Below are 26946 nucleotides of genomic sequence, written 5' to 3'. Positions count from 1 at the left end.
GCTTTAGCAACCACTGCTAACGGGAGTTTCTCTTGCTAACCGGTGTGCGGCATGTATAGGGCACACTCAAACCAGCAGACAAGCCTCCACCGTCCCAACCGCAGAACGAGGTGGAGGCCCGGTGCCGACCGAAACGGCACCTCGTCCTTTGACTAGGGCAGCTGCCGGCGGCGCGACAGACCCACCCAGCCGTCCAGGCACCTCGCCCCGCCGCCGCATTCTTTGTCCTGCCGGCACATTTTCGGCCCACAAAAACACGCCTCAGCCGGAATCTGCGCCTTAGCCGCACACAAACACCGCTTAGCCGGCATCTTCGCTTTAGCAACCGCTGCTAACGGGAGTTTCTCTTGCTAACCGGTGTGCCCCAGCTAAAGAACGCACCCAGCCCATCCAGGCACCTCATCCCGCCAGCCCTAATCTGCAGAACAGAGAAGAAAACCCAACAAAACGGCTGTGGCCGAGTGGTTTCCCACTCGGCCACAGCCGTTTCTGCAGTCAATAGCGCCCAACGCTTCTAGCTTGAGCGCCCGGACGGTTCACTCAACCGCCCGCAGTCGCCGCATCACAGCGACTTCATGATCTCCTGCATGTATTCAGCGGTCTGGGTCGGGGTCTTACCGACCTTCACACCAGCAGCTTCGAGAGCTTCTGCCTTGGCGGCAGCCGTACCGGAGGAACCGGAGACGATGGCACCAGCGTGGCCCATGGTCTTGCCTTCCGGTGCGGTGAAGCCAGCAATGTAGCCGACAACCGGCTTGGTGACGTGCTCCTTGATGTACTCAGCAGCACGTTCTTCAGCGTCACCGCCGATTTCGCCGATCATGACGATCGCCTTGGTGTCGGGGTCATTCTCGAATGCTTCGAGAGCATCGATGTGGGTGGTGCCGATGATCGGGTCACCGCCGATGCCGATGCAGGTGGTGAAGCCGAAGTCACGCAGTTCGTACATCATCTGGTAGGTCAGCGTGCCCGACTTCGACACCAGGCCGATGGGGCCGGCCTCCGTGATGTTTGCCGGGATGATGCCGGCCAGCGACTGTCCGGGCGAGATGATGCCGGGGCAGTTGGGGCCGATGATGCGGGTCTTGTTGCCCTTTTCAGTGGCGTAGGCCCAGATTTCGGCGGCGTCCTGTGCGGGGATGCCTTCAGTGATGATGACCAGCAGGCCGATGCCTGCGTCGATGGCCTCAATTGCGGCGTCCTTGGAGAACGCCGGCGGAACGAATGCAACCGAAACGTTCGCGCCGGATGCTTCCATGGCTTCGCCGACGGAGCCCCACACGGGCAGTTCGACGTCGTTGCCGTCAGCGTCCTTGTGGCTGACGGTCTGCCCGGCCTTGCGAGCGTTGACACCGCCGACCACGTTCGAACCTGCAGCGAGCATACGGGCGGTGTGCTTGGTGCCTTCGCCGCCGGTGATGCCCTGGACGATGATCTTGGAGTCCTGGTTCAGGAAAATCGACATGAAGAAAGTCCTTTCGGGCGATCAGGCGTTGTTGGCGAGTTCAGCGGCCTTGTCAGCGCCGCCGTCCATCGTGTCGACGACGGTGACCAGCGGGTTGTTGGCCTCTTCGAGGATCCGGCGACCCTCTTCGACGTTGTTGCCGTCCAGGCGGACGACCAGCGGCTTCGTCGCGGAATCGCCGAGGATCTCCAGCGCCTTCACAATGCCGCTTGCCACAGCGTCGCACGCCGTGATGCCGCCGAATACGTTGACGAAGACCGACTTGACCTGTTCGTCACCGAGGATGACGTCCAGACCGTTGGCCATGACCTCTGCCGAGGCGCCGCCGCCGATGTCGAGGAAGTTCGCCGGCTTCACGTTGCCGTGGTTTTCACCGGCGTAGGCCACAACGTCAAGGGTCGACATGACGAGGCCAGCACCGTTGCCGATGATGCCCACTTCACCGTCGAGCTTGACGTAGTTCAGCCCCATGCCCTTTGCCTTGCGCTCCAGGGGGTCCTCAGCGTCTTCGTCTTCGAGCTTCGCGAGGTTTTCGTTGCGGAACTCAGCGTTGTCGTCAAGCGTCATCTTGCCGTCGAGGGCAACGATCTTGCCGTCGCCGGTCTTGACCAGCGGGTTGACCTCAACGAGGCTTGCGTCTTCGTCCTTGTAGACCTTCCACAGGCTCTTGAGGACGGGGACAATCTTCGCGCCGGTTTCAGCGTCGAACCCTGCTTCATCGACGATCTTCTGCGCGGTGGCGTCGTCAATGCCCGTCAGCGGGCTGACTTCGACCTTGGCGAGCGCTTCGGGGCGCTCTGCAGCCAGCGTTTCAATGTCCATGCCGCCTTCCTTGCTGCACATAGCAAGGTAGGTGCGGTTAGCGCGGTCGAGCAGAACCGAGAAGTAGTACTCTTCTGCGATGTCTGCGCCTTCGGCAACCATGACGCGCTTGGTGATGTGGCCCTTGATGTCGAGTCCGAGGATTTCCTCTGCGCGGGCTGCGGCTTCGTCAGGGTTTTTGGCGAGCTTCACACCGCCGGCCTTACCGCGGCCGCCGACCTTGACCTGTGATTTGACGACAACCGTTCCGCCGCCGAGTTTTTCGGCTGCGGCCCGAGCTTCTTCTGGAGTCTGCGCAACTTCGGCGCGCAGCACGGGAACGCCGTACTCCTCGAAGAGGTCACGGGCCTGATACTCGAAAAGATCCACGTGTAGTCCTTCTGTTGATTCTGCCGAGCCTCATGACCCGGCACGGGGTTCAGACAATCTTGCAGCTTGTCAACGCTTCCCACCTTAAAACACTGATGCGCTTAAGGACATCCAGGACGTAAACAACGTCCGAAACTTTGGGTTTTCCCAGGAAAACAGGGCCGGGAAGGTGTTTCAGCTCATTTAGCTCGTTGTTGAGTATCTCGAGATCGAACTATTATGGGGATATGGACGAAGTCGACCGGATTGTCAGCGAATGGCAGCGTGAACGGCCCGACCTCGATGTTGCCCCCATGGAGGTTGTGTCCCGCGTCAGCCGACTGGCAAAGCTGCTTGATCGGGCACGCAAAGACATCTTTGCCTCGCACGGTCTTGACGTGTGGTCCTTCGACGTCCTGTCTGCCCTGCGCCGTGCCGGCGCTCCCTATCAGCTGTCCCCGTCAAAGCTGACGGAGCAGATGATGGTCACCTCCGGCACCATGACCAACCGGATTGACCGGCTGGTGTCAGCCGGTCTCGTCACCCGCAGTCCCGATCCTGGAGACCGCCGAGGTGTCAGAGTGCAGCTGACCGAGGACGGGCTCGCCAAGGTCGATGGAGCGATGCTGGACTTCTTGGAACGCGAACACGAACTCATGAGCAGCATGACCGGCGCGCAGACTCGCCGTCTGGCTGACCTGCTGCGCACTATGTCCGCGTCCTTTGACCTGCAGATCATGCGCGACTCCGAAGACTGACTCACAGGACTGAGCCGCAAGACCGAACCGCACGCTGCGCGCCTGAGACGCACGCCACGTAGAATCAACCGAGAACTGCCGTCTTCCTGGGAGGCCATCGTGAAGCGCCTACTCGCATTTGGTGCCGTTGCCGCATTCAGCCTGGTCGGATGCACTGTCGTCGACAGTGAACGCCCCGTAGAGGGAGCATCGACTGCCCCAAGCGCCACTGAGCAAACCGAAGAAGGCACTGATGACAACGCGGACGGCAGCCAGTTTGTCGACGTCAGCCCCGGCGGGCCTAAGAACGAAGACCCCCTGTGGCAGAGCCTCGCAGAGGCAGCTGATTCGGGAGACCCCATCTACCTGTGGGCGTGGATGCAGACCGCTGACGAGCCCGGCGGCGATGATTCCGTCACCCTGAGCCCCAGTGCACAGGACAGCGTGAAAGTCACAGCACCGAAATCCACCGTCGATGCCAACGGCACATTCGCACTGATCACCGGCACTTTCACGGTTGAAGAGAAAGGCGACGGCGACTACGCGCTCACGCTGGAATCCCCGGACGCGAAAGACGAACTCGTGCCCGACGGCCCCACTTCCGAAGAGCGCTGCACAGCAGAGAACGCCCAGGACACGATCGGCGGCGCCGCCGACAAACTGGCTCAAGACCCCGATGCGCGGGATGACCTGCGCAAAGAATGGCTGTCTTCACCAGAAGTCTGGTGGGCAATCCAGGACGCGGGACGCAATCTGCGCGACACCGGAGGCGATTTTGAAGGAGACGGGCTCGCCACCGCCTGCGGCGACTACGTGCAGGGCGGCTGACTCTTAAACGTTCTTGGCAGCTGGGGCTTCAGCACTCTTCGCCCAAACCCTCATTCAGCGCTAGGCCATTCAGCGCCAGGTTATTAAGCGCCGCGCTGCGCGGCTTCGTCCTGCCTGCGCAGACCTTCGTCATAGGCTCGCAGGGTCGCCGGCAGGAACATCAGCACCAGCATTTCAATTCCGAGGATCAGCGGCCCCCAGAACATGTAGTCTCCGCTTTCGCTGAAGACACCGGGCCGAACAGACCAGGCGAAGAACAGCAGCAGAATGTTCCACGCAACTGCTGCCGGACGAGCCCACCGGCGGTATTTCCACAGGCCATTGGCTATGCCGAACATGGATGCAGACATCAGCAGGAACATAAGCGCAAGGCCGACAAGCGATCCCAGGCTGCTGCCCGCTCCCGTCAGACCGGTGTACACGTAGATGCCGGCGGCAACGAGCAGCGCGACCCCTTGGATGACCATAGTGACAACCGCACCCACCAGGCTGAGCGGACGACGCGGAAGGTCGACTTCCGGCCGCTGTGCCGGTTGGATTGCCGATGGTTCGCCGCGCTTGCGCCGCTCCCGTTCTTCACGGCGCCAGTCACCTGGGCGGCTGGCGCCACCACCGGGCCGGTCAGAATTTCCGGGACGGTTCACAGATCGATCCGTTCGAAGCCTGGCATCACGATTTCCTCCAGCAGGCGATCGCGAACATCCAGCGGGATGAACGCGGCACGCAGAGCTGCGGCGGTCGCGATCTCAAGGTCGATGATGTCCCAGCCCGCGTGATCAACCAGCAGCCGCATTTCGCGCGTCACCGAGGTCTGCGACATGAGCCTGTTGTCCGGGTTGACCGTGACGTTGAAGCCCAGGTCCTTCAGACCCGTAATGGGATGGGATTCGATCGACCGGGCAGCTCCGGTCTGAATGTTCGAGGACGGGCACACTTCCAGCGGAATCTGGCGGTCGAGAACCCACGCGGCAAGACGGCCGATTTCGCCGGCGCCGTCAGTGATCTGCATGTCCTGCACGATGTCGACACCGTGGCCGATGCGAACAGCACCGCAGGCAGCAATCGCATCCATCATGCTGCTCAGACCGCCGTCTTCACCGGCGTGCAGAGTGGTGGGGAACAGTTCACCGCGCAGCAGATCAAGTGCTGCCTTGTGTGCCGAAGCCGGGTAGCCGTCTTCCGGACCAGCCAGATCAAAGCCGACAACCCCGTTGTCACGGTGACGCAGCGCAAGTTCAGCAACCGCGAGCGAATTGTCGTTCTGGCGCATGGCGGTCAGAATCTGCGCGGTCATGATGGTGCGGCCCTCCTGGGCTGCAATGGCCACGCCTTCTTCCATGCCCTTTTCCACCGCGGCCACGGCGTCGTCCATGGTGAGTTCGCCGGTCACGTGCTGTTCCGGAGCCCAACGGCATTCCGCGTAGAACACACCGTCTGCCACCTGGTCGAGCGTCCATTCGCGCGCTGCACGCGTGAGAGCTTCCGCGCTCTGCAGAACACCCACCGTCACACCGAAGGTTTTGAGGTATTCCGGCAGGCTTCCCGAATCAGCCTGAGTGCGGAACCACTCCCCCAGCTTTTCGGGGTCGTCCGCTGGCAGTTCAATGTCAGACTGGGCAGCCAGTTCGATGATCGTGGCTGGCCTCAGACCGCCGTCCAGGTGGTCGTGCAGGCTGACTTTGGGCAGCTGCAGAATCGGGTCATCCGGGTGCACTCCGGCCGGTACCGGGAACAGGTTTTCATCCACGCGGCCAGTCTAACGACTGCCCCTGACACAAGCAGGAACCCAACCCGGGCACCCAGGTAAGCTCCGCCTCGTCAGCTGTGCGATTCCCGCAGAAGCAGGCGGAAAACCGCCGATCAGGGTTCGCCGTGGAAGCCCAGGCGCTCCAGGGCGAGCGCCGTGAAGACGCGCACGGCAACCGGCAGTGCGTCCTCGTCAATGAGAAGGTCACCCTGGTGAATGTCGTAGGTACGGCCGCCCGGGGTGCGTGTTCCCAGACGGATGAGCGCACCGGGAACGTGGGTGAGGTACCACGCAAAGTCCTCCCCGCCCATTGACTGCGGGGTCAACTGGACCGAGGTCGGGCCGAGTTCACGGCGGATGGCGGCTTCTGCTGACGAAACTTCGTCTTCCGTGTTGACCACCGGCGGGACTCCGCGGCGGTGTTCGAGTTCAACTTCGACGCCGTAGGGGCCGGCGATGCGGTCCACGAGTTCCGGCAGAACTTCAGCCACCTGGTTCCAGCCGTCAACGTCAAGACAGCGCAGCGTTCCCATCAGCTGGCCTTCGCCGGGAACGACGTTCGGTGCGTGGCCGGCTTCGATCGCGCCCCACACAAGAGAAATCGCGTGGCGGGGGTCGATCAGTCGGTGCAGGGTGGCCGGCAGGTCAACGGCGAGCTTGCCCAGCGCGTACACGAGGTCTTCCGTCAGGTGCGGACGCGAGGTGTGACCGCCGTGCCCGCACAGGCGGATGATGACGGTGTCACCGGCCGCCGTGATGGCGCCGATGCGTGAACCCACCTTGCCGACGTCGACAGCCGGGTCGCAGTGCAGGGCGTAGCAGACGGGGACGTCTTCCAGGACACCCTGATTGATGACTTTGAGAGCACCGCCGGGGGTAACTTCTTCAGCGGGCTGGAAAATACAGCGGATCGTTCCGCCCAGGCCCTGACGGCGGTCGATTTCATTGAGGACGAGGGCCGCACCCATGAGCGAGGTCAGATGCACGTCGTGCCCACAGGCGTGGGCAACACCGGGAACGGTCGAGGCGAAAGGAGTGTCGGTCAGATCGTCCAGCGGCAGGGCGTCAATGTCTGCTCGCAGACCGCACTTGACCGGGCCGGACCCAACATCGACCGTGAGTCCCGTGCCCTCCAGCAAGCGAGGCTTGAGGCCCGCGGCAGTCAGCCTCTCAGCGATCTTTTCGGTGGTGCGGAACTCCTGATACGACAGTTCTGGGTGAGCGTGAATATCACGCCGAAAGTCCCGCAGCTCGTCGGCAAACGCCGCTACTTCCGCCTGGATCACTGTGCCTCCGTTCAAATGTGTATCCGGGCGATTCTACGCTCGGGCCCAAATGGGCCGGCGCCGCGGTGACTTCTGGCGTCACACTTCTTGCTGTTTCCGGATGTCTTTGGCAGCTTCCGACTGCCTCTGGCGTCACACTTCTGGTTTCACAGAACCTCGTCGTAGCCGAGCTCGCGCGCCCGCTTCACCGCTTCCTTCACCCTCTGCGCCACGGCACGGCGGGTGACCAGCAGCGCGTCGTCGGTGTCAACGACCACGATGTTCTCCACTCCGACCAGCGCAATTGCCCGCTCCGTCGTCGAATACACAAGGCCGGAAGAATCAACATCAACGAGCCGCACGTCATCGCCAGCAGCAAAAACGCTCGACGGTTCGCCCGGAATGGGCTGACGCAGCTGAGCTACAGACGCGAAATCACCGACGTCATCCCAGCCGAAGTCGCCGGGAACCACAACAACCCGGCCCTGCTCGGCAGCAGGTTCAGCCACCGCGTAGTCAATCGCAATGGCTTCCAGTCCCGGCCAGACATCGGCGAGCACCGCCTCGTGGTCCTCGGTGCCCCACGCGTCGGCAACTGCGGACAGTCCCGCGTACAGGTCAGGCGAGAACTCCTTGAACTGAGCCAGAAGAGCATCCGCGCGAGCAATGAACATGCCCGCATTCCAGCGGTAGCGGCCCGAATAGGTGTACCGGCGCGCGGTGTCGGCCGCAGGCTTTTCCACGAACTTTTCCGCCCGCATGGCCGTCGGCGCTTCCGCCAGTCCCAGACGCTTGCCCGCTTTGATGTAGCCGTAGGCGGTCGACGGGAAAGTCGGAGTGATGCCGATCGTCACAATGTCCCCACAGTCGGCAGCCGCATAGGCTTCCGCGACAACACGGCGGAACTCGCACGGATTGGTGATCGAATGGTCAGCCGAAAACGACCCGATGACAGCTTCTGGGTCGCGCCGATGAATGAGCATTGCAGCCAAACCGATAGCCGCCGCGGAGTCCTTCGGCGACGGTTCGGCAATCACATTCGGCTCACCAAGCGACGGCAGCTGTTCCCGCACGGCCTGCGCGTGCGCCCGGCCCGTGACAACCCAACGGTTCTCAACAGCGGCGAGATCCTCAATCCGCGCCCACGTTTCCTGCAGCATTGAACGGCCCGAGCCCAAAACATCAAGCAAGAACTTCGGCCGATTCTGCCGCGACAGCGGCCACAGCCGAGTGCCGGAACCGCCGGCCGGAATAACAGCGTGGAAACGAGAAAGCATCGCTCGATTGTCTCGCACGCACCCGGCACCCACCGGACCGACACGCTCAGCTCTCTCACGGCCCGCCCACCCCTACCTCACTCACGAGGTGGAGGCAGGTGCGGGACCGGAGCTCCACCTCGTACGCAAGACAGGTCAGGAAGGCCCGATAGGGCATGGGAACATGCCCTAAATAGCCGGGAGTCGGCGAGTGTCGGCGAAACCGGACATGAGACAATAGAGGCATCCTCAGCCGACCGACCGAACGGCCAGCTGACAAGAACCTGCGCGCGACGCACAGAGAACCCATCAACCGCACATCCGGAAGATTGGAAAATACTGTGAAACGGGCGTAGATTCAAAACGCTATACACGCAATCGCAAAATGGAGGATGACCCGTGGCCAAAGCGTCAACGGGCACTCTGTACCGCGGACACGAAGGAATGTGGTCCTGGGTCGCTCACCGCGTCACCGGCGTCGGCATTTTCTTCTTCCTGCTGGTACACGTGCTCGACACTGCTCTCGTTCGCGTCTCGCCCGAGGCCTACAACGCAGTTATCGGAACGTACAAAACGCCTCTCATGGCGTTCGCCGAAATCGGACTGGTAGCAGGAATCGCCTACCACGCTTTCAACGGCCTGCGAGTAGTCCTCGTTGACTTCTGGAAGGGCGGCCCCAAGAACCAGCGCAAACTGTTCTGGGCAGTCATGGTCCTCTGGCTGATCGTGATGATTGCGTTCATCCCCCGCCAGCTGATGCACACGTTCGGAGGCTGAGCACAATGACAACACCCGTTATCCCCAAGCCCCGCGCCGAATACCAGCGCCACAAGACCACCAAGTCGAACTTCGAGCTGTTCGCATGGCTGTTCATGCGCATCTCCGGCGTATTCCTCGTCATCCTGATCTTCGGTCACCTGATCGTGAACCTGTGGATGGGCGAAGGCGTCCAGGGCCTCGACTTCGGCTTCGTCGGCGGCAAGTGGGCCAACCCGTTCTGGCAGATCTGGGACCTCGCCATGCTGTGGCTGGCCATGATCCACGGCACCAACGGCATGCGCACCATCATCAACGACTACGCCGAAAAGCCGCGCACCAACGTCACGCTGCAGATCATCCTCTACGTGGCGTCCGCAATCATCGTTGTGCTCGGCACCCTGGTGATCTTCACCTTCAGCCCCTGCCCGACCGGCGCAGACCCGTCGCTGCTGCCGAGCTTCTGCCAGGCCTGACCGCCGCTTAGGAGAATAGAGACCTTATGCAGGTACATGACTATGACGTTGTGATCGTCGGAGCTGGCGGCGCCGGCATGCGCGCAGCCATCGAATCCGGCCAGCGAGCACGCACCGCAGTGCTCACAAAGATCTACCCCACCCGCTCCCACACCGGCGCGGCACAGGGCGGCATGTGCGCCGCACTGGCCAACGTCGAAGAGGACAACTGGGAATGGCACACCTTCGACACCATTAAGGGCGGCGACTACCTCGTCGACCAGGACGCAGCCGAAGTCATGGCAAAAGAAGCCATCGACGCCGTGCTCGACCTCGAAAAGATGGGCCTTCCCTTCAACCGCACGCCAGAAGGCAAAATCGACCAGCGCCGCTTCGGCGGCCACACCCGCGATCACGGCAAGGCACCGGTCCGCCGCGCATGCTACGCAGCAGACCGCACCGGCCACATGATCCTCCAGACCCTCTACCAGAACTGCGTCAAGCACGGCGTTGAGTTCTACAACGAGTTCTACGTCCTCGACGTCATCATCAACGAAGTCGACGGCAAGAAGGTCGTTGCGGGTGTCGTGTCCTACGAACTCGCCACCGGCGAAATCCACGTCTTCCGCTCCAAGGCCGTTGTGTTCGCAACCGGTGGTTTCGGCAAGATGTTCAAGACCACCTCGAACGCGCACACGCTCACCGGTGACGGCCTGGCTGTCACCTACAAGCGCGGCATCCCGCTGGAAGACATGGAGTTCTTCCAGTTCCACCCCACGGGCCTTGCTGGACTCGGCATCCTCCTGTCCGAAGCAGCCCGCGGTGAAGGCGGTATTCTCCGCAACGCCGACGGTGAGCGCTTCATGGAACGCTACGCACCCACGATTAAGGACCTCGCTCCGCGTGACATCGTGGCCCGCTCCATGGCCAACGAAGTGCGCGAAGGCCGCGGTGCAGGCCCCAACAAGGACTACGTCCTGCTGGACCTCACCCACCTCGAGCCCGCACACATCGACGCCAAGCTGCCGGACATCACCGAGTTCGCCCGCACCTACCTGGGTGTCGAGCCCTACACCGAACCGGTCCCCGTCTTCCCGACGGCCCACTACGGCATGGGCGGCATCCCAACCACCGTCGCCGGTGAAGTTCTCGCTGACAACGACACGATCGTTCCCGGCCTGTACGCAGCCGGTGAATGTGCGTGTGTTTCGGTGCACGGCTCCAACCGTCTGGGCACCAACTCGCTGCTCGACATCAACGTCTTCGGCAAGCGCGCCGGCATCAACGCCGCCGAATTCGCCAAGACCGCCGAGCAGCAGGAAGTCGCAGACGACGCAGCCGACATGGTGATCGACATGGTTGAAACCATGCGCAACTCCAAGGGCACCGAGCTCGTCGGTGACATCCGCGCTGAGCTGCAGGAGATCATGGACGCCAACGTTCAGGTGTTCCGCACCGATGAAACCCTGCGCGAAGCCATCGACGTGATCGGCAAGCTGCGTGAGCGTTACAACAACATCGGCATTCACGACCGCGGCATGCGCTACAACCTCGACCTGCTCGAAGCCATTGAGCTCGGCTTCCTCCTGCAGCTGGCCGAAGCTGTTGCCGTTGCCGCACTGCACCGCAAGGAATCGCGCGGCGGACACTTCCGCGAGGACTTCCCCGATCGCGACGACGAAAACTTCATGCACCACACGATGACCTACCTGGACCCCAACAGCACCGCCGAAGGAATCTCCGGCATGCGCCTGGAGACCAAGCCGGTCATCGTCACCCGCTACGAGCCCATGGAGCGTAAGTACTGATGGCAGAGAACAACGAAACCCCGGAACCGGCATCGAAGATCGACCTTCCGTCGAGCGTGTCCGGAGAAGGCGGCGAAGTCCCCACTTTCGAGTGCACGTTCCGCATCGCCCGCTTCATCCCGGAAACGGACTCCGAGCCGCACTGGGAGGACTACCAGGTCACGATGCACGGCACCGACCGTGTGCTTGACGCACTGCACAAGATCAAGTGGGAACAGGACGGTTCGCTGTCCTTCCGCCGCTCCTGTGCACACGGTGTCTGCGGTTCCGACGCTATGCGCATCAACGGCCGCAACCGTCTTGCCTGCAAGACGCTGCTGAAGGACCTCGACACCAGCAAGCCGATCACGGTTGAGGCCATCAAGGGCCTGCCCCTTGAAAAGGACCTCATTGTCGACATGGAGCCGTTCTTCCAGTCGTACCGCGAGATCATGCCGTTCCTTGTGACTTCGGGCCACGAACCGACGCACGAACGCCTGCAGTCGCAGGAAGACCGTGCGCGCTTCGACGACACCACCAAGTGCATCCTGTGTGCATCCTGCACCACGTCGTGCCCGGTGTTCTGGACCGACGGCCAGTACTTCGGCCCGGCAGCAATCGTCAACGCGCACCGCTTCATCTTCGACTCGCGTGACGAAGGCTCCGAAATGCGCCTCGAAGTGCTCAACGACAAGGAAGGCGTGTGGCGCTGCCGCACCACCTTCAACTGCACCGAAGCATGCCCCCGCGGCATCGAGGTGACCAAGGCAATCGCCGAAGTCAAGCAGGCACTTCTCACCCGCGCATTCTGATTGCGTGAGCCAGCCGCAACCCTTAGGGGCTGAAGCTCAGGCTTAAGAAAGGGGCGAGTCCGAATGGGCTCGCCCCTTTCTTTGCGCCCTTGCCTCCAGAGCCTCCAGAGCCACAGCGAAAACACCCCTTAGCCGGAATCTTCGCCTTAGCAACAAGCAAACACCCCTTAGCCGGAATCCGCGCTTTAGCAACCACTGCTATCGGGAGTTTTTGTTGCTAACCGGTGTGCCAAGGTATGGGGTGGCGCCTCGTGGTTGTCTTACCCAGCAGTCCCCCCCCCTGCCGCGGGAGTATGCTGGGCCAGCCGCCGAGGCTCTGCCGCCAGACAAGACACCCTTTAGCCGGGATCTGCGCTTTAGCAACAAGAAAACTCCCTCTAGCCGGGTTCTGCGCTTTAGCAACCACTGCTATCGGGAGTTTTTGTTGCTAACCGGTGTGCCAAGGTATGGGGTGGCGCCTCGTGGTTGTCTTACCCAGCAGTCCCCTCTGCCGCGGGAGTATGCTGGGCCAGCCGCCGAGGCTCTGCCGCCAGACAAGACACTCTTTAGCCGGAATCCGCGCCTTAGCAACAAGAAAACTCCCTCTAGCCGGGTTCTGCGCTTTAGCAACCACTGCTATCGGGAGTTTTTGTTGCTAACGCGTGGGCGGAGGTTTTGGTTGGCACCTAAGCCAACAGAACGAGGCGGAGGTCGGGTGTCGAGGTGGAGGTCAGGATGATGGTCGGGTGTCGAGGGGGAGGTCGGGGGTCGAGGTGGAAGACCGGCGCCTGCCAAAGTCGCCGAGGTGGAAGACCGGCGCCAGCCACAGCTGTTGAGGTGGAGGTCAGGATGATGGTCGGGTGTCGAGGCTGAAGTCAGGGTGCCGAGGTGCAGGGCCGGGGCGACCTCAGCTCACCTAGCCAGACAGCGCCTAGGCAGGGCGCGGTCTGCTAGTTCGGCAGGGCAGAAAAGCCGTTGGCTTCGAGCTGTTCAGCCAGCTCAGCACCGTTGGCCCCGTAGAACCAGGGGATGTTCTTACCGCGCCCCGTACCCCGGGAGCGCCCGCCGGCCCACACGGCCTCACCCGCCGTCAGCTGGCGAATCGCAACAGCGGCCACATTCTCTGGGTGGTTTTCGACGAATTCGCCGTAGATCTCTTCGTCGTGCTGCCCGTCGTCACCGACCAACAGCCACTTGATGTGCGGAAACTCGCGTGCCAAACGCTCTAGGGACGTCCGCTTATGATCCTGCCCAGACCGGAATACTCGCGTGGGTGTTGGTCCCCAGTCCGTCAGCAGCAGAGGCCCTGACGGATACATATTCCGGTGCAAAAACCTGGTCAGCGCAGGCTGAGTGTTCCACGCTCCGGTCGACAGGTACAGGATCGGCGAGTTCGGCCGCAGATACGACAGCCTGTCATACAGAACAGCCATACCCGATACCGGCGAGCGCGCGTGCTCATTGAGCACGAATGAATTCCACGCAGCCAAAAAGGGCCGCGGCAGGGCAGTCACCACCACGGTGTCGTCAATGTCCGAGATGATGCCGAAGCGCTGTTCATCGTCAATGATGTGCGCAGTAGCAGTGTCCAGGCCCGAACCGCTGGTCCACATCTCCAACTTCGCCTTGCCGCGGCTGTAGTTGCCGGGAATGACAGCATCGATGATCCCACCGCGATCAGCGGTGACCATGTGCTCCTGTCCCCCGACGCGCACCCACGCAATCTCATTGGACAAGGGCACAGCGGCAAAGTTGCGCCAGCCGCGCACGTTCCTGTCCTTCTTCGGCGATTCTGCACCCTCCGGGCTGAGCACAATGCGCCCCAGCACCCGAATGAAAGTCTCGGACCCATAGGAGTCATAGGCAACAACCGCAGGCTTCCAACCGCGCTTCTCCGCACGCCCACGCCGCCACTCGTGGTAGCGGTCTTCCATCCGGGCTGCGGTGTGCAGCGCTTCGGGGGTCAGGTTGACCGGCCGGTGGCCCGTGCCGGCGCGGGCCTGACCCCAACCTCCGCCGCGGCCACCGCGACCGACTCGAGCGGCACCTCGGCCGTTGCGGGATTCAGGCCCCGTCTGAGACATCAGAGGAAACCGATCCGGTCGTAGACAGTCCGCAGGGTCTTCTCTGCTTCAGCAGCAGCCTTCTGACGTCCCTGCTCAAGAATCGCCATGAGCTGCGAACGGTCATCGAGCAGTTCGTTGGTGCGGTTCCGCACGGGCGTGAAGACTTCGACGGCGAGTTCGGCGAGATCCACCTTGAGGTGGCCGTACATTTTGCCCTCGTAGTCGGCAACGATCTGCTCAACCGGCTTATCCGCCAGCACCGAGTAAATGGTCAGCAGGTTCGACACACCGGGCTTGTTTTCGGGGTCGTAGGCGATTTCCGTTCCCGCGTCGGTGACAGCGGACTTGAACTTCTTGGCAAGCGCCTTCGGTTCGTCCAACAGATTCACCAAGCCGGCAGGCGACTTCGCCGACTTCGACATCTTTGCGCTGGGGTCCTGAAGGTCGTAGATCTTCGCCGACTGCTTCATAATCGCCGCTTCCGGCACCGTGAACGTCTGCCCGTAGCGCGTGTTGAACCGCTGCGCGAGGTTGCGGGTCAGCTCGAGGTGCTGACGCTGATCTTCACCCACCGGCACGACGTCCGCCTGGTACAGCAGAATGTCTGCAGCCATGAGCGACGGATAGGTTAGAAGCCCCACCGACACGTGCTCGTTCTTCTGCGACTTGTCCTTGAACTGGGTCATGCGCTGCGCTTCGCCCAGCCCGGTCTGGCATTCCAGCACCCAGCCCAGCTGCGAGTTCGCGGGAATCTGCGACTGCACGTACAGGGTCGTACGGTCCGGGTCGACACCGGCGGCAATGAACTGTGCCGCGGTGCGCAGGGTGCGCTCCCGCAGTTCGTCCGGGTTCTGCTCCACCGTGATGGCGTGCTGGTTGGCGATGAACAGGAAGGAATCGTATTCCTCCTGGAGCGCCACGACCGGGGCGAGCGCCCCGATGTAGTTTCCGAGGTGAAGCGAATCTGAGGTCGCCTGAATTCCGGTGAGGGACCGCTGGGGCCCAGAGGGAGCAGAAGAAGTCATAACAGCATTCTGCCACCCGGGGGTTCCACCTCGGGAACGGCCTGGGGAGCCCGCCTAGCGGAAGCCACGGTGGACCACCCGACAGCCTGCTCAGCACTGCCACCCGGACCCGCGCCGAGCCACCCCCGCTGAAATCAGCGGGGCAAACGCGTTCATCAACTACCAGAAGTCCTACCTGCGCCGCCACGGCACGCTGGAAGGATCAAAGGGCAAACGTGAATTCTGGCGGGACCTGACTGACGAACAGGACCGCAACCCCACAACCCGCTGCTGCTGACAGACGCCAACCGACTGGCTGCCTGAACCCCAGGCAGCCAGTCACACAAAAAGCGCCGGCGATGCGAACAATCGCATCACCGGCGCTTTTTGTGTGCGCAGAAGCCTCAGCCCTTCAACGCGGGGAGGTCGTAGTCGATGACGAGCGGAGCGTGATCTGACCAGCGCAGATCGTAGGCCGCAGCCTTGTCGACCTGAGCCTGTACGGCCTTTTCTGCAAGTTCCGGTGTGGCCATCTGGTAGTCGATCCGCCAGCCGGTGTCGTTGTCGAAAGCCTTGCCGCGCATCGACCACCACGTGTACGGGCCGTCCATTTCGCCAGACAGCTTCCGGTGGACATCCACCCAGCCGAGGCTGCCGAAGAACTCATCGAAGTACGCCCGCTCCTCCGGCAGGAAGCCGGCCTTCTTCACATTGCCCTTCCAGTTCTTGATGTCCAGCTCCGTGTGGCCGACGTTGAGGTCCCCGGTGATGACGGCGTAGTCGGCGTGCTGCTTCAGCTGGTCCATGCGGATCTTCATCTGATCCATGAAACGGTACTTGTCGTCCTGCTTGGGTGTGCCCACCTCACCGGAGTGCACATAGGCTGAAACCACGGTCAGCAGGCTTCCATCCTCAAGCTGGTAGTCAGCTTCCAGCCAACGGCCTGCCAGGTCGAAGTAGCTGTCGCCGTTGCCGATTCTGGTTGCCACAGCCGGGACGTCGCTGACAACCGCAACACCGGCACGGCCCTTAGCCTCGGCATCGGCAGAATAGGCGTGCTCCCCCAGCGGTGCCATGACTTCGTAGGCAATGTCGTTCTGCGCGCGCACCTCCTGCAGAGTGAGGATGTCGCAACCGCGACCGTCCGCCCACTCCTGCATGTTCTTGCGCATAGCCGCGCGGATTCCGTTGACGTTCACATTGACGATTCTCAGCATTGCCCCATCGTCCCACATCGCCGCAGATCCCGACCTCGCGCACCACGCGCTGAGCCCCGCGCACCTCCTCCACCTCGCCCGCAAAGAGCATCTGTGACAAACACTCAAGCCAGTAGAATGCGAGGTGAGTACACTGTTGGCATTAGGCGAATGAGTCCGAGGAGGAACCATGTCAGAACAATTCGATGTTGAACGGCTTGAGATCAGTCCCCTTGACGAAGTCGATGCTCTTGAGCTTCGCGAATTCCTCGTAGATTCGCTTGAAGACTTCTGGGGTGACACCAACCTCACCCGCGATCACGCTCCGCACTGGTTCCGCCAGTTCGCAGCTTCTGGCCTGGTCGCCCGCTACAAGAACGAATTCGTGGGGTACCTGCTGGGCGCGATCCCGGTGGAAGGACCCTCCCTCATCCACCTGGTAGCCGTCCATGACAACTACCGCCACAAGGGCATCGGCCGCCTTCTCTACGAAGCGTTCATCAAGCACGCACGCGACCGTGGCGCCGACATCGTGCAGGCAACCGCCCTGCCGGAAAACGCCGGTGCGATTTCGTTCCACTCCTCGCTCGGTTTTGAAAGCGAACTCGTCGACAACTACGCAGGCCCCGACAACGCCCGCGTTCTGTTCACCTACCGCATGGCAGCACACTGATCTGCCCGGGAGCGCTCACTGAGCGCTCCCCAACACAAAAGCACGAGGCGCCAGTACAGAATTCTGTACTGGCGCCTCGTGCTTTGTGGTTTGAGGGAGGCCGCGGTCAGCCGCGGTCAGCGGCCCGCTCTGCCATGTCGATGACATTGGCCAGGAGCATGGCGCGGGTCATGGGGCCCACTCCCCCGGGGTTCGGTGAGTACCAGGAGGCCTTCGCCTGGGCTTCCTGCGAAACATCGCCGACGACCTTCGACTTGCCTGTCTCCGGGTCTTCTTCGCGGGACACACCGACGTCCACGAGAACGGCTCCGTCTTTCACTGCGTCACCGGCGACGATGTCTTTCACCCCGGCTGCCGCAACAATGACGTCAGCCTGCTGCAGCAGTTCGGGAAGGTTCTTCGTGCCGGTGTGAGTGAGCGTGACGGTGGCGTTGACATCGCGGCGAGTCAGCAGCAGACCAATGGGACGGCCCACTGTTACACCGCGGCCCAGAACAACCACGTGCTTGCCGTTCAAGTCCACGCCGTGACGCTCCAGAAGCTCAACGATGCCGCGCGGGGTGCACGGCAGCGGCGAAGTCACGTCTTCACGCACCCGCAAGACCAGGCGCCCCAGGTTCGTGGGGTGCAGGCCATCAGCGTCCTTGTCCGGGTCGACCAGTTCGAGCACACGGTTGGTGTCGATGCCGTCCGGCAGGGGCAGCTGCACGATGAAGCCCGTACATTCTGGGTTGTTGTTGAGCCTGGTGACCGCATCTTCGATTTCCTGCTGAGTGGCGGTCGCCGGGAGGTCTTCGCGGATCGACGCGATTCCAACCTCAGCGCAGTCGCGGTGCTTGCCGGCGACATACCACTGCGACCCTGGGTCCTCACCCACGAGCAGCGTACCCAGGCCCGGGGTGACGCCCCGGTCCTTCAGGGCCTGCGCCCGTACAGCGAGTTCCTGTTTGATTGCAGTGGCTGTCGCTTTGCCGTCAAGCTTCTGTGGCATCAGTACTGTTCCAGTCCTTCGTAGAGCGGGAAGTCCTTCGCGACCTTAGCAACACGCTCACGCAGCGCTGCAAGGTCCGCACCGGGCTTGAGCGTTTCAGCAATGATGTCGGCAACCTCAGTGAAGGCTGCAGCGTCAAGACCGCGGGTGGCAAGGGCGGGGGTGCCGATGCGCAGACCAGAGGTCACCATGGGCGGACGCGGGTCAAACGGAACGGCATTGCGGTTGACGGTGATGCCCACCTGGTGCAGAAGGTCTTCACCCTGTTTTCCGTCGATTTCGCTGTTGCGCAGGTCAACGAGCACCAGGTGAACGTCAGTGCCGCCGGACAGGACCGAAACACCGGCTTCAGCAACATCGTCGCGAAGCAGACGCTCAGCGAGTATCTGTGCGCCTTCGATGGTGCGCTTCTGGCGGTTCTTGAATTCGTCTTCTGCTGCCAGCTTGAACGCGACCGCCTTGCCCGCGATCACGTGCATGAGCGGACCGCCCTGCTGACCGGGGAAAACAGCCGAGTTGATCTTCTTGTTGAGCTCTTCCGAGTTCGTCAGGATGAAGCCCGAACGGGGACCGCCGAGGGTCTTGTGGACCGTCGAAGACACAACGTCGGCGTACTCAACCGGGTTGGGGTGCAGACCAGCTGCGACAAGACCAGCGAAGTGCGCCATGTCGACCCACAGGTAAGCGCCGACCTCGTCAGCGATTTCGCGGAAGGCCTTGAAGTCCAGCTGACGCGGGTAGGCCGACCAGCCTGCGACGATGACCTTCGGCTTGTGCTCAAGAGCGCGTTCACGGACCTGATCCATGTCCACGCGGTTGGTTTCAGGGTCAACCTCGTAGGACGACACGTTGTACAGACGTCCCGAGAAGTTGATCTTCATGCCGTGCGTCAGGTGACCGCCGTGAGCCAGGTCAAGGCCCAGCAGACCGTCACCGGCACGCGCCAGTGCGTGCATGACGGCGGCGTTGGCGGATGCACCGGAGTGCGGCTGGACGTTTGCGTACTTCGCACCGAAGAGCGACTTTGCTCGTTCGATCGCGAGGTTCTCTGCAACGTCAACGTATTCACAGCCGCCGTAGTAGCGGCGACCCGGGTAGCCTTCGGCGTACTTGTTCGTCAGCACCGAGCCCTGAGCCTGCAGCACAGCGCGGGGAACAAAGTTCTCCGACGCAATCATTTCCAGGTAGTCCTGCTGGCGGCCGAGCTCCTGGTCAAGCACCTTGGCGATTTCGGGATCAATGTCCGCGATGCTCTGCGACAGAGGCGTGTTCGACATCCACGTTCCTTTCCTTCAGACAGCCGTTGTGCGGTCTGAGCGGGCACAACGGCCTCATTGTCTCACGGGTCACACAATCACACCTCCGCCGACACATAGCGGACGGGACGGATGCTGTGGGTGTAGGCGGGGCAGCGGAAGGTGGGGGGGTGCTGGGGACGGAAGCTCCACCTCGTATGCCCGCCCCAGGTTCGTGCACGAGGTGCCGCTCCCCTTGGCAGCAGAACCCCACCTCCGGAGCCCCTCCACACAACCAGACTCCCGTTAGCCGGAATCTTCGCCTTAGCAGTGGCGGCTAAACCGCAGATTCCTTGCTGAAGCGTGCCTCCCTGCGGCTAAAGCGTGGATTTGTCGCTAAAGCGTGGATTCCGGCTAAGGGGTGGATTCGCTGCAAACGGGTGCGTGGGGTTGCGCACGCAGAAACACGAAAGGCGCCGCAGAACTTAGTTCTGCGGCGCCTTCGTTTCAGGCTTCAGAGAAGCTCAGATCAGGCTTCGTCCTTTTCAGCATCTGCTTCAGCATTTGCGTCATCGGCGGCTTCCTGGGCTTCGTCTTCCTGCGGGCCGGATTCGACATCCGGTGCAGCTTCGACTTCTTCAGCCGGAGCTTCGGCCTTTTCGTCAGCCGAGGCGGCGGCTGCGCCTTCTGCTTCCTTCACCACGGCCTGCTTGGGCGAGTAAGCCTCAAGCACCAGTTCGATGACAGCCATGGGGGCGTTGTCACCGGGGCGGGTGCCGATCTTGGTGATGCGGGTGTAACCACCCGGGCGTTCAGCAACAGCAGGTGCGATCGAGGTGAACAGCTCGTGCACGATGCCCTTGTCGCTGATCGAACGCAGGACGCGACGACGCGAAGCGAGGTCACCCTTCTTGGCGAAGGTGATCAGACGCTCGGCGTGCGGGCGCAGGCGCTTGGCCTTGGTTTCGGTGGTCTTCACCGACTTGTTTTCAAAGAGCTGGGCTGCAAGGTTGTTCAGCATTGCCCGCTCGTGCGCCGGGGAACCGCCGAGGCGGTTGCCCTTGGTAGGCGTAGGCATGGGTTTTCTCCTTGGAAATTCTTAGAACTGTTCGTCCTCGACGAACGAAAGGTCGTCAGCGGGCTCGGAAAGCGAGGCGGCGCTGTCCTTAAGGCTCAGGCCGAGCTCGTCGAGCTTCTGCTTGACTTCTTCGATCGACTTCGAGCCGAAGTTGCGGATGTCCATCAGGTCGGCTTCGCTGCGGCTGACGAGCTCGCCGACGGTGTGGATGCCTTCGCGCTTCAGGCAGTTGTAGGAACGAACCGTGAGGTCGAGGCTCTCAATGGCCAGTGCCAGGTCAGCAGCCATGGCTGCGTCAACCGGCGAAGGACCGATCTCAATGCCTTCCGATTCCACGTTGAGTTCACGGGCCAGGCCGAAGAGCTCAACAAGCGTCGTACCGGCCGAAGCCAGTGCGTCGCGCGGAGAGATCGAAGGCTTGGTCTCGACGTCGACGACCAGGCGGTCGAAGTCGGTGCGCTGTTCAACACGAGTGGCTTCGACCTTGTAGGTCACGCGCAGAACGGGCGAGTAGATGGAGTCGACCGGAATGCGGCCGATCTCAGCATCAGCGTTCTTGTTCTGAGCAGCCGACACGTAGCCGCGACCGCGTTCGATCGTCAGCTCCATGTCGAGCGAGCCTTCTTCGTTCAGCGTGGCGATGAAGAGGTCCGGGTTGTGGATCTCAACACCAGCCGGTGCGCTGATGTCAGCGGCCGTGACATCGCCGGGGCCCTGCTTGCGCAGGTAGGCGACGACGGGTTCGTCGAATTCCGAGGAGACGACAAGCGACTTCAGGTTGAGGATGAACTCGGTGACGTCTTCCTTGACTCCGGGAACCGTGGTGAACTCGTGCAGCACACCGTCAATGCGGATGCTGGTGACGGCGGCACCGGGGATGGAGGACAGAAGGGTACGACGCAGCGAGTTGCCGAGGGTGTAGCCGAAGCCGGGCTCCAGGGGCTCGATGACGAACCGGGAGCGCAGATCGGAGACAACCTCTTCAGTGAGCGTGGGACGCTGTGCAATGAGCACGTGGGCTTCCTTTCAGCGAACATCCGCTATATGACGTTCGCGCTTAAAGAGTTCTGGACTCGTTACGCTGTGCCGACTCAGCCGCGGCGGCGCTTGGGCGGACGGCAGCCGTTGTGCGGGTGCGGGGTGACGTCCTGAATGGTGCCCAGCTCAAGGCCGGTGGCCTGGAGCGAGCGGATAGCGGTTTCGCGACCGGAACCGGGGCCCTTGACGAAAACGTCAACCTTCTTCAGACCGTGTTCCTGTGCGCGGCGCGCAGCGGATTCAGCAGCCATCTGAGCGGCGTACGGGGTCGACTTGCGCGAACCCTTGAATCCGACCTCACCAGAAGAAGCCCAGGAGACCACGGCGCCGGTGGGGTCCGTGATGGAAACGATGGTGTTGTTGAACGTCGACTTGATGTGAGCCTGGCCGTTGACCAGGTTCTTCCTATCGCGACGACGGGGCTTGCGAGCAGCAGCTCGTGACTTGGGTGGCATCTAAATCTCCTACTCGAACGCTTACTTCTTCTTGCCTGCAACGGTGCGCTTCGGACCCTTGCGCGTACGCGCGTTGGTCTTGGTGCGCTGACCGCGGACGGGCAGGCCGCGGCGGTGACGAACACCCTGGTAGCTGCCGATTTCAACCTTGCGGCGGATGTCGGCTGCAACCTCGCGGCGCAGATCGCCTTCAACCTTGAAGGTGCCTTCGATGTAGTCGCGCAGCTGCACGAGCTGATCGTCGGTCAGGTCCTTAACGCGGATGTCCGGGCTGATGCCGGTTTCCGTGAGGGTCTGGCTCGCACGAGTGCGGCCCACACCAAAAATGTATGTCAGGGCGACTTCCACGCGCTTTTCGCGCGGGAGGTCAACTCCGGCTAAACGTGCCATGTGTTTACTCCATGTAGATATTCGAAGGTTCTTGCTCAGGCATGTCCGGATGTCTTTTCAGACCCGGTCCCCGGCCCTCGAACCGGGGGTGTCGTCCTCGCCGTGCAGAAGTTCCTGCCAGCGAGGGGGCGATGCCTGCTTGGGTGTGGACTCGCCTGCCCTTTACGGGAAGCGAACCCATCGATCTGCGTTAGCTGATCAGCCCTGGCGCTGCTTGTGACGCGGGTTCGAGCAGATCACCATGACCACCGAGTTGCGGCGGATGACCTTGCAGCTGTCGCAGATCTTTTTGACGCTTGGCTTAACTTTCATCGCTATTCCTTCTTGTCACCACAAAGCCCCTCGGGGCCAGCCCAAGGGGTGGTCGCGGTGAGTGTCAAAAGATCCTTACTTGTAGCGGTAGACAATCCGTCCGCGAGAAAGGTCGTAGGGAGACAGCTCCACTACAACACGGTCTTCGGGAAGGATGCGGATGTAGTGCTGGCGCATCTTTCCGGAGATGTGCGCAAGCACAAGGTGGCCGTTGGTCAGCTCAACGCGGAACATCGCGTTGGGCAGAGCCTCGACGACCGTACCCTCGATCTCAATGACCCCTTCTTTTTTGGCCATATCGTTCGCTTACCCCTGCTCCCCGCGGAATCCCGCGGATTGAGTGTCTTATCCGTACAGCCTGTGGATGCGAAAATTCGGTTTCCTGCACTCACCGCCGCCCGTCATCCACACTGTGATCAGCGGGATTCTGCGCTAGAGTGAGCGCGTTATGGGAGCCGAAATGCCGACAGCCCACAAGCCAATTGTCTATCCTACAGCGAATATGCTTGACTTTCCAACTGATGTGACGCAGTGCGCAGATATTCGGCAAGGTCCGCTGGGCACCTGTTGGCTTATTGCGCCGCTCATTGCGGCCGAGGTGGCAGCTCCCGGATTCTGCGACCGCACGGTCGTGCACAGGACTGCAACTCGCGCTGTTGTCGACGCGGGAACAGCTCCCATCACCACAAACATTCCCGCACACGCGCGCGACCGCAGCGGTTCGCGTGCCGGGAAAGTCAACAGCGCAACACTTGTCGAGGCTGTAGCGCAGACAGTTCTCGGCTCACGCCTTGAAGGTCACCTGCCGTTCAGGGGATTTCAGTTTCTCTTCGGTTCGCCGGGTATTGCGATACCCGCACTTCCCGGCCTGGCCGAGTTCGCACTTCGCGCCGCCGTCCGTGGGCTTGAGAGCGGACGCCCCGTCGTCGCCGCAACCCTGCCTAAGCGCAGCAGCTTCGACCTGAGTGACACCCGGGACGGCATACCCGTGCGGATCACACCGAATCACGTGTACGCGGTCGTCGGCCACACTGCGGGCAAGCGCAGCAAAACCAGCGCCTACTCCCCCAAGCTGCTTCTGCGCAACCCCGTGCTGACCGTACGCACCGACATCGACGCCGACGCCCTTCAACTGAGCGCACACCAGCTGACTGAAGCAACCATGACGGTCTTCATCGGCCCGAAGCTGCGACAGCCCAGGTGACCCACAAACCCAAACCGCGCTGACAGAAGATGGTGAGCTCCACCTCGTCAGCCAACAAAAAGCGCTCGCGAGTCCCGAACAATCGGGGCCCGCGAGCGCTTTCAGACCAGCGTCAGCCGATCACATCTGCTCAGTGACGACCTTTGCGGCGGCCGTTGACAGCCATAGCCGAACCCGCGGCCAGCAAGAGAGCCGCAGCGGCGAGGATTCCCGCAACATCAGCACCCGTGCGCGGCAGAGGCTTGCTTTCGCCCTCTGCATTGTCGGTCGGGGTCTTACCGCCCTTGTCACCAGGCTTGTCACCGGGCTTGTCACCGCCCTTGTCACCGGGCTTGTCTTTGCCTTCGGTCGTACCGCCCGCTTCCGGGCCGTCCTTCCGCGGCTTGTCCTTCGACAGGATCTCGAGCCCTGCGCTTCCCACCTTCTTGCCCTGAGCATCGACAATCGCAACTTCGACAGTCGAACCGGCCTTCAGGCCCTCGGGCACCGAGAACACGCCAGCGAAGTTGCCGCCGTTGTCAGTGGTGAACGCGTAGGTCTTGTCGCCGATCTTCAGGACGTAGTCGGCTTCCGAATCGAGGTGCGTCACCTTGAAGCCGACCTCGCTGCCAACATGCGCTTTCGAGGTGGACAGGGTGAAGCCGTCGGTGCGGAACGTCTGCATCTTGCACTTGTTCGGCAGGTTCACCGTCTTGCCGTTGTGGTCCTTCGCGGTGTCCGGCTTGTCCAGCTTCTCGCCGAAATCGCCGTCACGGGGAACCCGTCCCTTGCTGAGGAACGTGTTCACGGTGTCAGACACGCAGCCGCCAGCGGCCTGGTAGGAGGTGTGGTCATTGCCGGCCACGCTCAGCAGCGAACCGTCAATGAGCTGGGCCATCTTGACACCCGCTGCGTAGGGCGTTGCAGGGTCGTGCGAGGTGGACACCACGAGGATGTTCGGAACCTTCGTCAGCTGCTTCGCTTTGGGCAGCGTGCCCTTGAACTTCCAGAAGTCACACGTGTCATAGCCGGCCGGCGAAACGCTCGCGCGCTGGAACGGCGCTGCCGCGTCGTAGGCTTCTGCGAACTTGCGGACCTGAGCGAGCTTGGCGTCGTCCTTCGGCTCATGTGCACTGTTGGAGTCGGTGCAGCGAATGTTCGTAAAAGCCGCACCGGACGGGTCGTAGTGGCCCGATTCGTCGCGGCCGTCGTACATGTCAGCGAGAATCAGAAGCTGACCTGCTGACTTACCCGCTTTGAGCTCATTCAGCGCGTAGTTCAGACGCGGCCACAGCGAAGTGCTGTAGAGGGCCTGGAATTCACCGAGGCGCCCAACCGAGAACGTGATGCGACGCTGATCGTCCGGGTTGCCGGTGGGCAGACCCTTGCCCCCGTCAGCCGTTTCAAGCGTCTGGAGCAGCTTCGCGTTGTTGTCGCTGAGAACCTTCGGGTCGTCGCTTTCACCGAGCGCACACGTGAACTTCTGGTCGGCAAGCGGGGTTTCGCCGAACGCATCCGGCCACAGTTCACCGTAGGTCTTGCCCTCGCGGTCCTTCGCGGCACAGTCCTTAGCGAACTGTTCGAAGGTGTCCTGGAAGCCAGCACCCTGGTTGACGGTGTCCTTCTGGTCCTCCGTCAGTCCATCAAGGTCGATCTTTTCGCTGGCCTTGGCTGTTTTGCCGGTACCCGCACCTGCCTTGTCACCTGCGCCAGTGCTGTTTTCCTGGGCCACAGTGTCCCCAAGGTCTGCGAAGCGGTCCGAGCGGGCGTTGATGGCTTTCAGCGCTTTGACTGCTTCGGCGTCACCCGGGTCGACAACACCGTCGAGGACGAGCTTGCCCACGCTGTCGCCGTACTTCTGCGCGTAGCGGTAGCCCAGCGATGTTCCGTACGACCAGCCGACGTAGTTGAGCTTCTCATCGCCGACAACAGAGCGCAGGATGTCCATGTCGCCGACCGCATCCCACGTGCCCAGGTGCTTGATCAGGTCCTTCCGACCCTCAGCATCAAGGCCGAACAGCTTGCCCGTGTTCTCGAAGCACGCATCAGCGTACTTCTTGGTGTCGGTGTTGAAGACTTCTTCGGCCTTGTCCCGGCCGTCTTTCCACGGGTTGAGGTCACGGGATGCGTCCTGCTGTTGATCAGTTGCGCATTCGGAGAACGGCATGGAGGCACCGACACCGCGCGGGTCGAAGCCGATCATGTCGAAGTCCTCAGCCAGTTCAGGCTGGTCCCATGCCTGCCAGGTGGCAAACATCATGCCGGAACCACCGGGACCGCCGGGGTTGTACAGAACGGAGCCTTTGGGCTTGCTGTTCGGAGTGAACTTGACCCCGCCGCCTTCGGCTTCTTCAAGCTTGCCGGCTTTGACGCGCTGCACCGCAATGGCGATATTGCCCTTTTCTGGGTTCTTCGCATCGATCGGCGCGATCATGTATCCGCATTCGGCTGGCCGACCGATCTCCTCGGAGTAGTCCGGCAGGCCCATCGCTGCACAGCTGTCTGCTGACCAGTCGATCTTCTGGCTGTAGTAGGCCTCAAGTCCTGCCGGCACTTTGCCCGCCGGCTTTCCGCCCGCGGCCGGGGCTGGCACCTGGTAGTGCCCCTCCCCCTTTTTGAACAGTTTCTTTGCCAGTTCCGGGTAGTACTCGTCTGCCGGCTTTTCTTCGGCTTCGTCGCCTGCCTCAGACTGGGCACGAGCGGCGCCGTCAGCCGAGGTGTCGCTCGGGTTTCCGCCATCGGCCGAGGTGTCGTCCGACTCACCGCTGGGATGATCACCTGGCTCTGTGTCCGAGGCGGTGCCAGTCTCTTCCGCCGGCTCTTCAGTTGGAGTGCTGCCCGGCTCAGCATTCTGCGATTCCTGCGTCGACTCTGACGCAGGTTCACTGGAAGTGCTTGCCGCTGCCGGAACACTGATTCCGAGGGTCAGGGCTGTTGCTGCTGCCGCGGCGAAAACGGAGTTCGCGCGGCGCGCTCTCAAAGATTTCAAATGTGTCACAGAACACAAAATTATATGGACACAGGTGAGAGTCAAGGTTCATGGAGCAAAAAGTCAGCAAAAATCACGA

28 protein-coding genes are annotated in these 26946 nt (G+C 62.0%); 10 read left to right on the top strand and 18 right to left on the bottom strand.

All coding sequences use genetic code 11. The annotated features are described in order from the left end of the window. Positions 1-562: 562 nt before the first annotated feature. Positions 563-1465, bottom strand: coding sequence for a succinate--CoA ligase subunit alpha (gene sucD / locus Bravens_RS08365; protein WP_019174687.1), 903 nt, complete (start codon positions 1463-1465; stop codon positions 563-565). A gap of 21 nt (positions 1466-1486) precedes the next feature. Further along, positions 1487-2656 carry an ADP-forming succinate--CoA ligase subunit beta gene (gene sucC / locus Bravens_RS08360; protein WP_062022214.1) on the bottom strand — a complete coding sequence of 390 codons (1170 nt, stop codon included), beginning with the start codon at positions 2654-2656 and terminating at the stop codon, positions 1487-1489. A 227-nt stretch (positions 2657-2883) separates the two neighbouring features. Between sucC and Bravens_RS08355 the strand changes: the two genes are divergently transcribed. After that, complete coding sequence (locus Bravens_RS08355; RefSeq protein WP_061941358.1) at positions 2884-3393, top strand: MarR family winged helix-turn-helix transcriptional regulator; 510 nt, start codon at positions 2884-2886, stop codon at positions 3391-3393. 99 nt (positions 3394-3492) lie between these two features. After that, positions 3493-4200 carry a hypothetical protein gene (locus Bravens_RS08350; RefSeq protein ID WP_062022211.1) on the top strand — a complete coding sequence of 236 codons (708 nt, stop codon included), beginning with the start codon at positions 3493-3495 and terminating at the stop codon, positions 4198-4200. An 83-nt stretch (positions 4201-4283) separates the two neighbouring features. Here Bravens_RS08350 and Bravens_RS08345 read toward each other — a convergent pair whose 3' ends face one another. The 4 genes from Bravens_RS08345 to Bravens_RS08330 form a co-directional block, all read right to left on the bottom strand. Next, on the bottom strand, positions 4284-4844 hold the full coding sequence (locus tag Bravens_RS08345; protein WP_062022203.1) for a hypothetical protein: 561 nt from the start codon (positions 4842-4844) through the stop codon (positions 4284-4286). Continuing rightward, positions 4841-5947: an adenosine deaminase gene (locus Bravens_RS08340; RefSeq protein WP_061941364.1), complete on the bottom strand. Its 1107-nt coding sequence runs from the start codon at positions 5945-5947 to the stop codon at positions 4841-4843. Before Bravens_RS08340 ends, Bravens_RS08345 begins: the two co-directional genes overlap by 4 nt. Before the next feature lie 113 nt (positions 5948-6060). Continuing rightward, a complete protein-coding gene (locus Bravens_RS08335) occupies positions 6061-7233 on the bottom strand; it encodes an amidohydrolase (RefSeq protein WP_062022200.1) in 1173 nt (390 codons plus the stop codon). 146 nt (positions 7234-7379) lie between these two features. Continuing rightward, positions 7380-8489 (bottom strand): mannose-1-phosphate guanylyltransferase, encoded by a 1110-nt coding sequence (locus Bravens_RS08330; RefSeq protein WP_062022197.1) that lies wholly within the window; start codon positions 8487-8489, stop codon positions 7380-7382. A 378-nt stretch (positions 8490-8867) separates the two neighbouring features. Here Bravens_RS08330 and sdhC point away from each other — a divergent pair, with 378 nt between their 5' ends. Genes sdhC through Bravens_RS08310 form a run of 4 tightly spaced genes read left to right on the top strand, consistent with a single transcriptional unit; the run spans position 8868 to position 12278 of the window. Next, positions 8868-9245 carry a succinate dehydrogenase, cytochrome b556 subunit gene (sdhC, locus tag Bravens_RS08325; RefSeq protein ID WP_082784656.1) on the top strand — a complete coding sequence of 126 codons (378 nt, stop codon included), beginning with the start codon at positions 8868-8870 and terminating at the stop codon, positions 9243-9245. Between the two features lie 5 nt (positions 9246-9250). Next, on the top strand, positions 9251-9700 hold the full coding sequence (locus Bravens_RS08320; protein ID WP_019174678.1) for a succinate dehydrogenase hydrophobic membrane anchor subunit: 450 nt from the start codon (positions 9251-9253) through the stop codon (positions 9698-9700). A 26-nt stretch (positions 9701-9726) separates the two neighbouring features. Beyond that, positions 9727-11487, top strand: coding sequence for a succinate dehydrogenase flavoprotein subunit (gene sdhA / locus Bravens_RS08315; RefSeq protein ID WP_061941370.1), 1761 nt, complete (start codon positions 9727-9729; stop codon positions 11485-11487). Continuing rightward, on the top strand, positions 11487-12278 hold the full coding sequence (locus tag Bravens_RS08310) for a succinate dehydrogenase iron-sulfur subunit (protein WP_061941372.1): 792 nt from the start codon (positions 11487-11489) through the stop codon (positions 12276-12278). Before sdhA ends, Bravens_RS08310 begins: the two co-directional genes overlap by 1 nt. Positions 12279-13207: 929 nt before the next feature. Here Bravens_RS08310 and Bravens_RS08305 read toward each other — a convergent pair. Continuing rightward, positions 13208-14341 (bottom strand): App1 family protein phosphatidate phosphatase, encoded by a 1134-nt coding sequence (locus Bravens_RS08305; RefSeq protein WP_209435920.1) that lies wholly within the window; start codon positions 14339-14341, stop codon positions 13208-13210. Beyond that, positions 14341-15348, bottom strand: a complete 1008-nt coding sequence (gene trpS / locus Bravens_RS08300; protein ID WP_062022194.1) for a tryptophan--tRNA ligase — start codon at positions 15346-15348, stop codon at positions 14341-14343. The genes Bravens_RS08305 and trpS overlap by 1 nt, the downstream gene beginning before the upstream one ends. A 133-nt stretch (positions 15349-15481) precedes the next feature. Between trpS and Bravens_RS10880 the strand changes: the two genes are divergently transcribed. Beyond that, on the top strand, positions 15482-15625 hold the full coding sequence (locus Bravens_RS10880) for a CstA-like transporter-associated (seleno)protein (protein ID WP_342341618.1): 144 nt from the start codon (positions 15482-15484) through the stop codon (positions 15623-15625). 106 nt (positions 15626-15731) lie between these two features. Here Bravens_RS10880 and Bravens_RS08295 read toward each other — a convergent pair whose 3' ends face one another. After that, entirely contained in the window at positions 15732-16544 is an 813-nt protein-coding gene (locus tag Bravens_RS08295) for an exodeoxyribonuclease III (protein WP_062022191.1), read from the bottom strand. On the opposite strand from Bravens_RS08295, the gene Bravens_RS10855 reads away from it, so the two are divergent. Further along, on the top strand, positions 16516-16641 hold the full coding sequence (locus Bravens_RS10855) for a hypothetical protein (protein WP_280512877.1): 126 nt from the start codon (positions 16516-16518) through the stop codon (positions 16639-16641). The genes Bravens_RS08295 and Bravens_RS10855 overlap by 29 nt on opposite strands. A 72-nt stretch (positions 16642-16713) precedes the next feature. After that, on the top strand, positions 16714-17196 hold the full coding sequence (locus Bravens_RS08290; RefSeq protein ID WP_062022188.1) for a GNAT family N-acetyltransferase: 483 nt from the start codon (positions 16714-16716) through the stop codon (positions 17194-17196). A 106-nt stretch (positions 17197-17302) separates the two neighbouring features. On the opposite strand, the gene Bravens_RS08285 is transcribed toward Bravens_RS08290, so the two are convergent. The 8 genes from Bravens_RS08285 to infA all read right to left on the bottom strand — a co-directional run bounded on the left by Bravens_RS08285 (position 17303) and on the right by infA (position 22992). Next, a complete protein-coding gene (locus Bravens_RS08285) occupies positions 17303-18187 on the bottom strand; it encodes a bifunctional methylenetetrahydrofolate dehydrogenase/methenyltetrahydrofolate cyclohydrolase (protein WP_062022186.1) in 885 nt (294 codons plus the stop codon). After that, a complete protein-coding gene (glyA, locus tag Bravens_RS08280) occupies positions 18187-19464 on the bottom strand; it encodes a serine hydroxymethyltransferase (protein WP_062022183.1) in 1278 nt (425 codons plus the stop codon). Before glyA ends, Bravens_RS08285 begins: the two co-directional genes overlap by 1 nt. 487 nt (positions 19465-19951) lie before the next feature. Next, positions 19952-20500, bottom strand: a complete 549-nt coding sequence (rplQ, locus tag Bravens_RS08275) for a 50S ribosomal protein L17 (RefSeq protein ID WP_062022180.1) — start codon at positions 20498-20500, stop codon at positions 19952-19954. Between the two features lie 21 nt (positions 20501-20521). After that, complete coding sequence (locus Bravens_RS08270) at positions 20522-21514, bottom strand: DNA-directed RNA polymerase subunit alpha (RefSeq protein ID WP_019174664.1); 993 nt, start codon at positions 21512-21514, stop codon at positions 20522-20524. Positions 21515-21591: 77 nt separating this feature from the next. Continuing rightward, positions 21592-21993 (bottom strand): 30S ribosomal protein S11, encoded by a 402-nt coding sequence (rpsK, locus tag Bravens_RS08265; RefSeq protein WP_061941388.1) that lies wholly within the window; start codon positions 21991-21993, stop codon positions 21592-21594. Positions 21994-22014: 21 nt separating this feature from the next. Beyond that, on the bottom strand, positions 22015-22383 hold the full coding sequence (rpsM, locus tag Bravens_RS08260) for a 30S ribosomal protein S13 (protein WP_019174662.1): 369 nt from the start codon (positions 22381-22383) through the stop codon (positions 22015-22017). Positions 22384-22581: 198 nt separating this feature from the next. After that, the gene (gene rpmJ / locus Bravens_RS08255; RefSeq protein ID WP_019174661.1) at positions 22582-22695 is read right to left on the bottom strand and encodes a 50S ribosomal protein L36; all 114 of its coding nucleotides are present in this window, start codon (positions 22693-22695) and stop codon (positions 22582-22584) included. A 75-nt stretch (positions 22696-22770) separates the two neighbouring features. Further along, positions 22771-22992 carry a translation initiation factor IF-1 gene (gene infA / locus Bravens_RS08250; RefSeq protein ID WP_019174660.1) on the bottom strand — a complete coding sequence of 74 codons (222 nt, stop codon included), beginning with the start codon at positions 22990-22992 and terminating at the stop codon, positions 22771-22773. A 205-nt stretch (positions 22993-23197) separates the two neighbouring features. Here infA and Bravens_RS08245 point away from each other — a divergent pair, with 205 nt between their 5' ends. Continuing rightward, positions 23198-23899 (top strand): hypothetical protein, encoded by a 702-nt coding sequence (locus tag Bravens_RS08245; RefSeq protein WP_157452725.1) that lies wholly within the window; start codon positions 23198-23200, stop codon positions 23897-23899. A gap of 130 nt (positions 23900-24029) precedes the next feature. Here Bravens_RS08245 and Bravens_RS08240 read toward each other — a convergent pair whose 3' ends face one another. Continuing rightward, entirely contained in the window at positions 24030-26876 is a 2847-nt protein-coding gene (locus Bravens_RS08240; protein WP_062022176.1) for an alpha/beta fold hydrolase, read from the bottom strand. Positions 26877-26946: the final 70 nt, after the last annotated feature.

It is taken from the genome of Brevibacterium ravenspurgense (assembly GCF_001584615.1).
In the GTDB taxonomy this organism is placed as follows: Bacteria; Actinomycetota; Actinomycetes; order Actinomycetales; family Brevibacteriaceae; genus Brevibacterium; species Brevibacterium ravenspurgense.
This window is presented reverse-complemented; position numbering and strand designations above follow the sequence as displayed.

Excerpts from the sequence above, each read along its gene's own strand:
- sucD (WP_019174687.1), bottom strand. The coding sequence starts at position 1,465 with ATGTCGATTTTCCTGAACCAGGACTCCAAGATCATCGTCCAGGGCATC.
- Bravens_RS08355 (WP_061941358.1), top strand. The coding sequence starts at position 2,884 with ATGGACGAAGTCGACCGGATTGTCAGCGAATGGCAGCGTGAACGGCCC.
- Bravens_RS08330 (WP_062022197.1), bottom strand. The coding sequence starts at position 8,489 with ATGCTTTCTCGTTTCCACGCTGTTATTCCGGCCGGCGGTTCCGGCACT.
- Bravens_RS08320 (WP_019174678.1), top strand. The coding sequence starts at position 9,251 with ATGACAACACCCGTTATCCCCAAGCCCCGCGCCGAATACCAGCGCCAC.
- sdhA (WP_061941370.1), top strand. The coding sequence starts at position 9,727 with ATGCAGGTACATGACTATGACGTTGTGATCGTCGGAGCTGGCGGCGCC.
- Bravens_RS08310 (WP_061941372.1), top strand. The coding sequence starts at position 11,487 with ATGGCAGAGAACAACGAAACCCCGGAACCGGCATCGAAGATCGACCTT.
- Bravens_RS08305 (WP_209435920.1), bottom strand. The coding sequence starts at position 14,341 with ATGTCTCAGACGGGGCCTGAATCCCGCAACGGCCGAGGTGCCGCTCGA.
- trpS (WP_062022194.1), bottom strand. The coding sequence starts at position 15,348 with ATGACTTCTTCTGCTCCCTCTGGGCCCCAGCGGTCCCTCACCGGAATT.
- Bravens_RS08295 (WP_062022191.1), bottom strand. The coding sequence starts at position 16,544 with ATGCTGAGAATCGTCAATGTGAACGTCAACGGAATCCGCGCGGCTATG.
- Bravens_RS08290 (WP_062022188.1), top strand. The coding sequence starts at position 16,714 with ATGTCAGAACAATTCGATGTTGAACGGCTTGAGATCAGTCCCCTTGAC.
- Bravens_RS08285 (WP_062022186.1), bottom strand. The coding sequence starts at position 18,187 with ATGCCACAGAAGCTTGACGGCAAAGCGACAGCCACTGCAATCAAACAG.
- glyA (WP_062022183.1), bottom strand. The coding sequence starts at position 19,464 with ATGTCGAACACGCCTCTGTCGCAGAGCATCGCGGACATTGATCCCGAA.
- rplQ (WP_062022180.1), bottom strand. The coding sequence starts at position 20,500 with ATGCCTACGCCTACCAAGGGCAACCGCCTCGGCGGTTCCCCGGCGCAC.
- rpsK (WP_061941388.1), bottom strand. The coding sequence starts at position 21,993 with ATGCCACCCAAGTCACGAGCTGCTGCTCGCAAGCCCCGTCGTCGCGAT.
- rpsM (WP_019174662.1), bottom strand. The coding sequence starts at position 22,383 with ATGGCACGTTTAGCCGGAGTTGACCTCCCGCGCGAAAAGCGCGTGGAA.
- rpmJ (WP_019174661.1), bottom strand. The coding sequence starts at position 22,695 with ATGAAAGTTAAGCCAAGCGTCAAAAAGATCTGCGACAGCTGCAAGGTC.
- infA (WP_019174660.1), bottom strand. The coding sequence starts at position 22,992 with ATGGCCAAAAAAGAAGGGGTCATTGAGATCGAGGGTACGGTCGTCGAG.
- Bravens_RS08245 (WP_157452725.1), top strand. The coding sequence starts at position 23,198 with ATGCTTGACTTTCCAACTGATGTGACGCAGTGCGCAGATATTCGGCAA.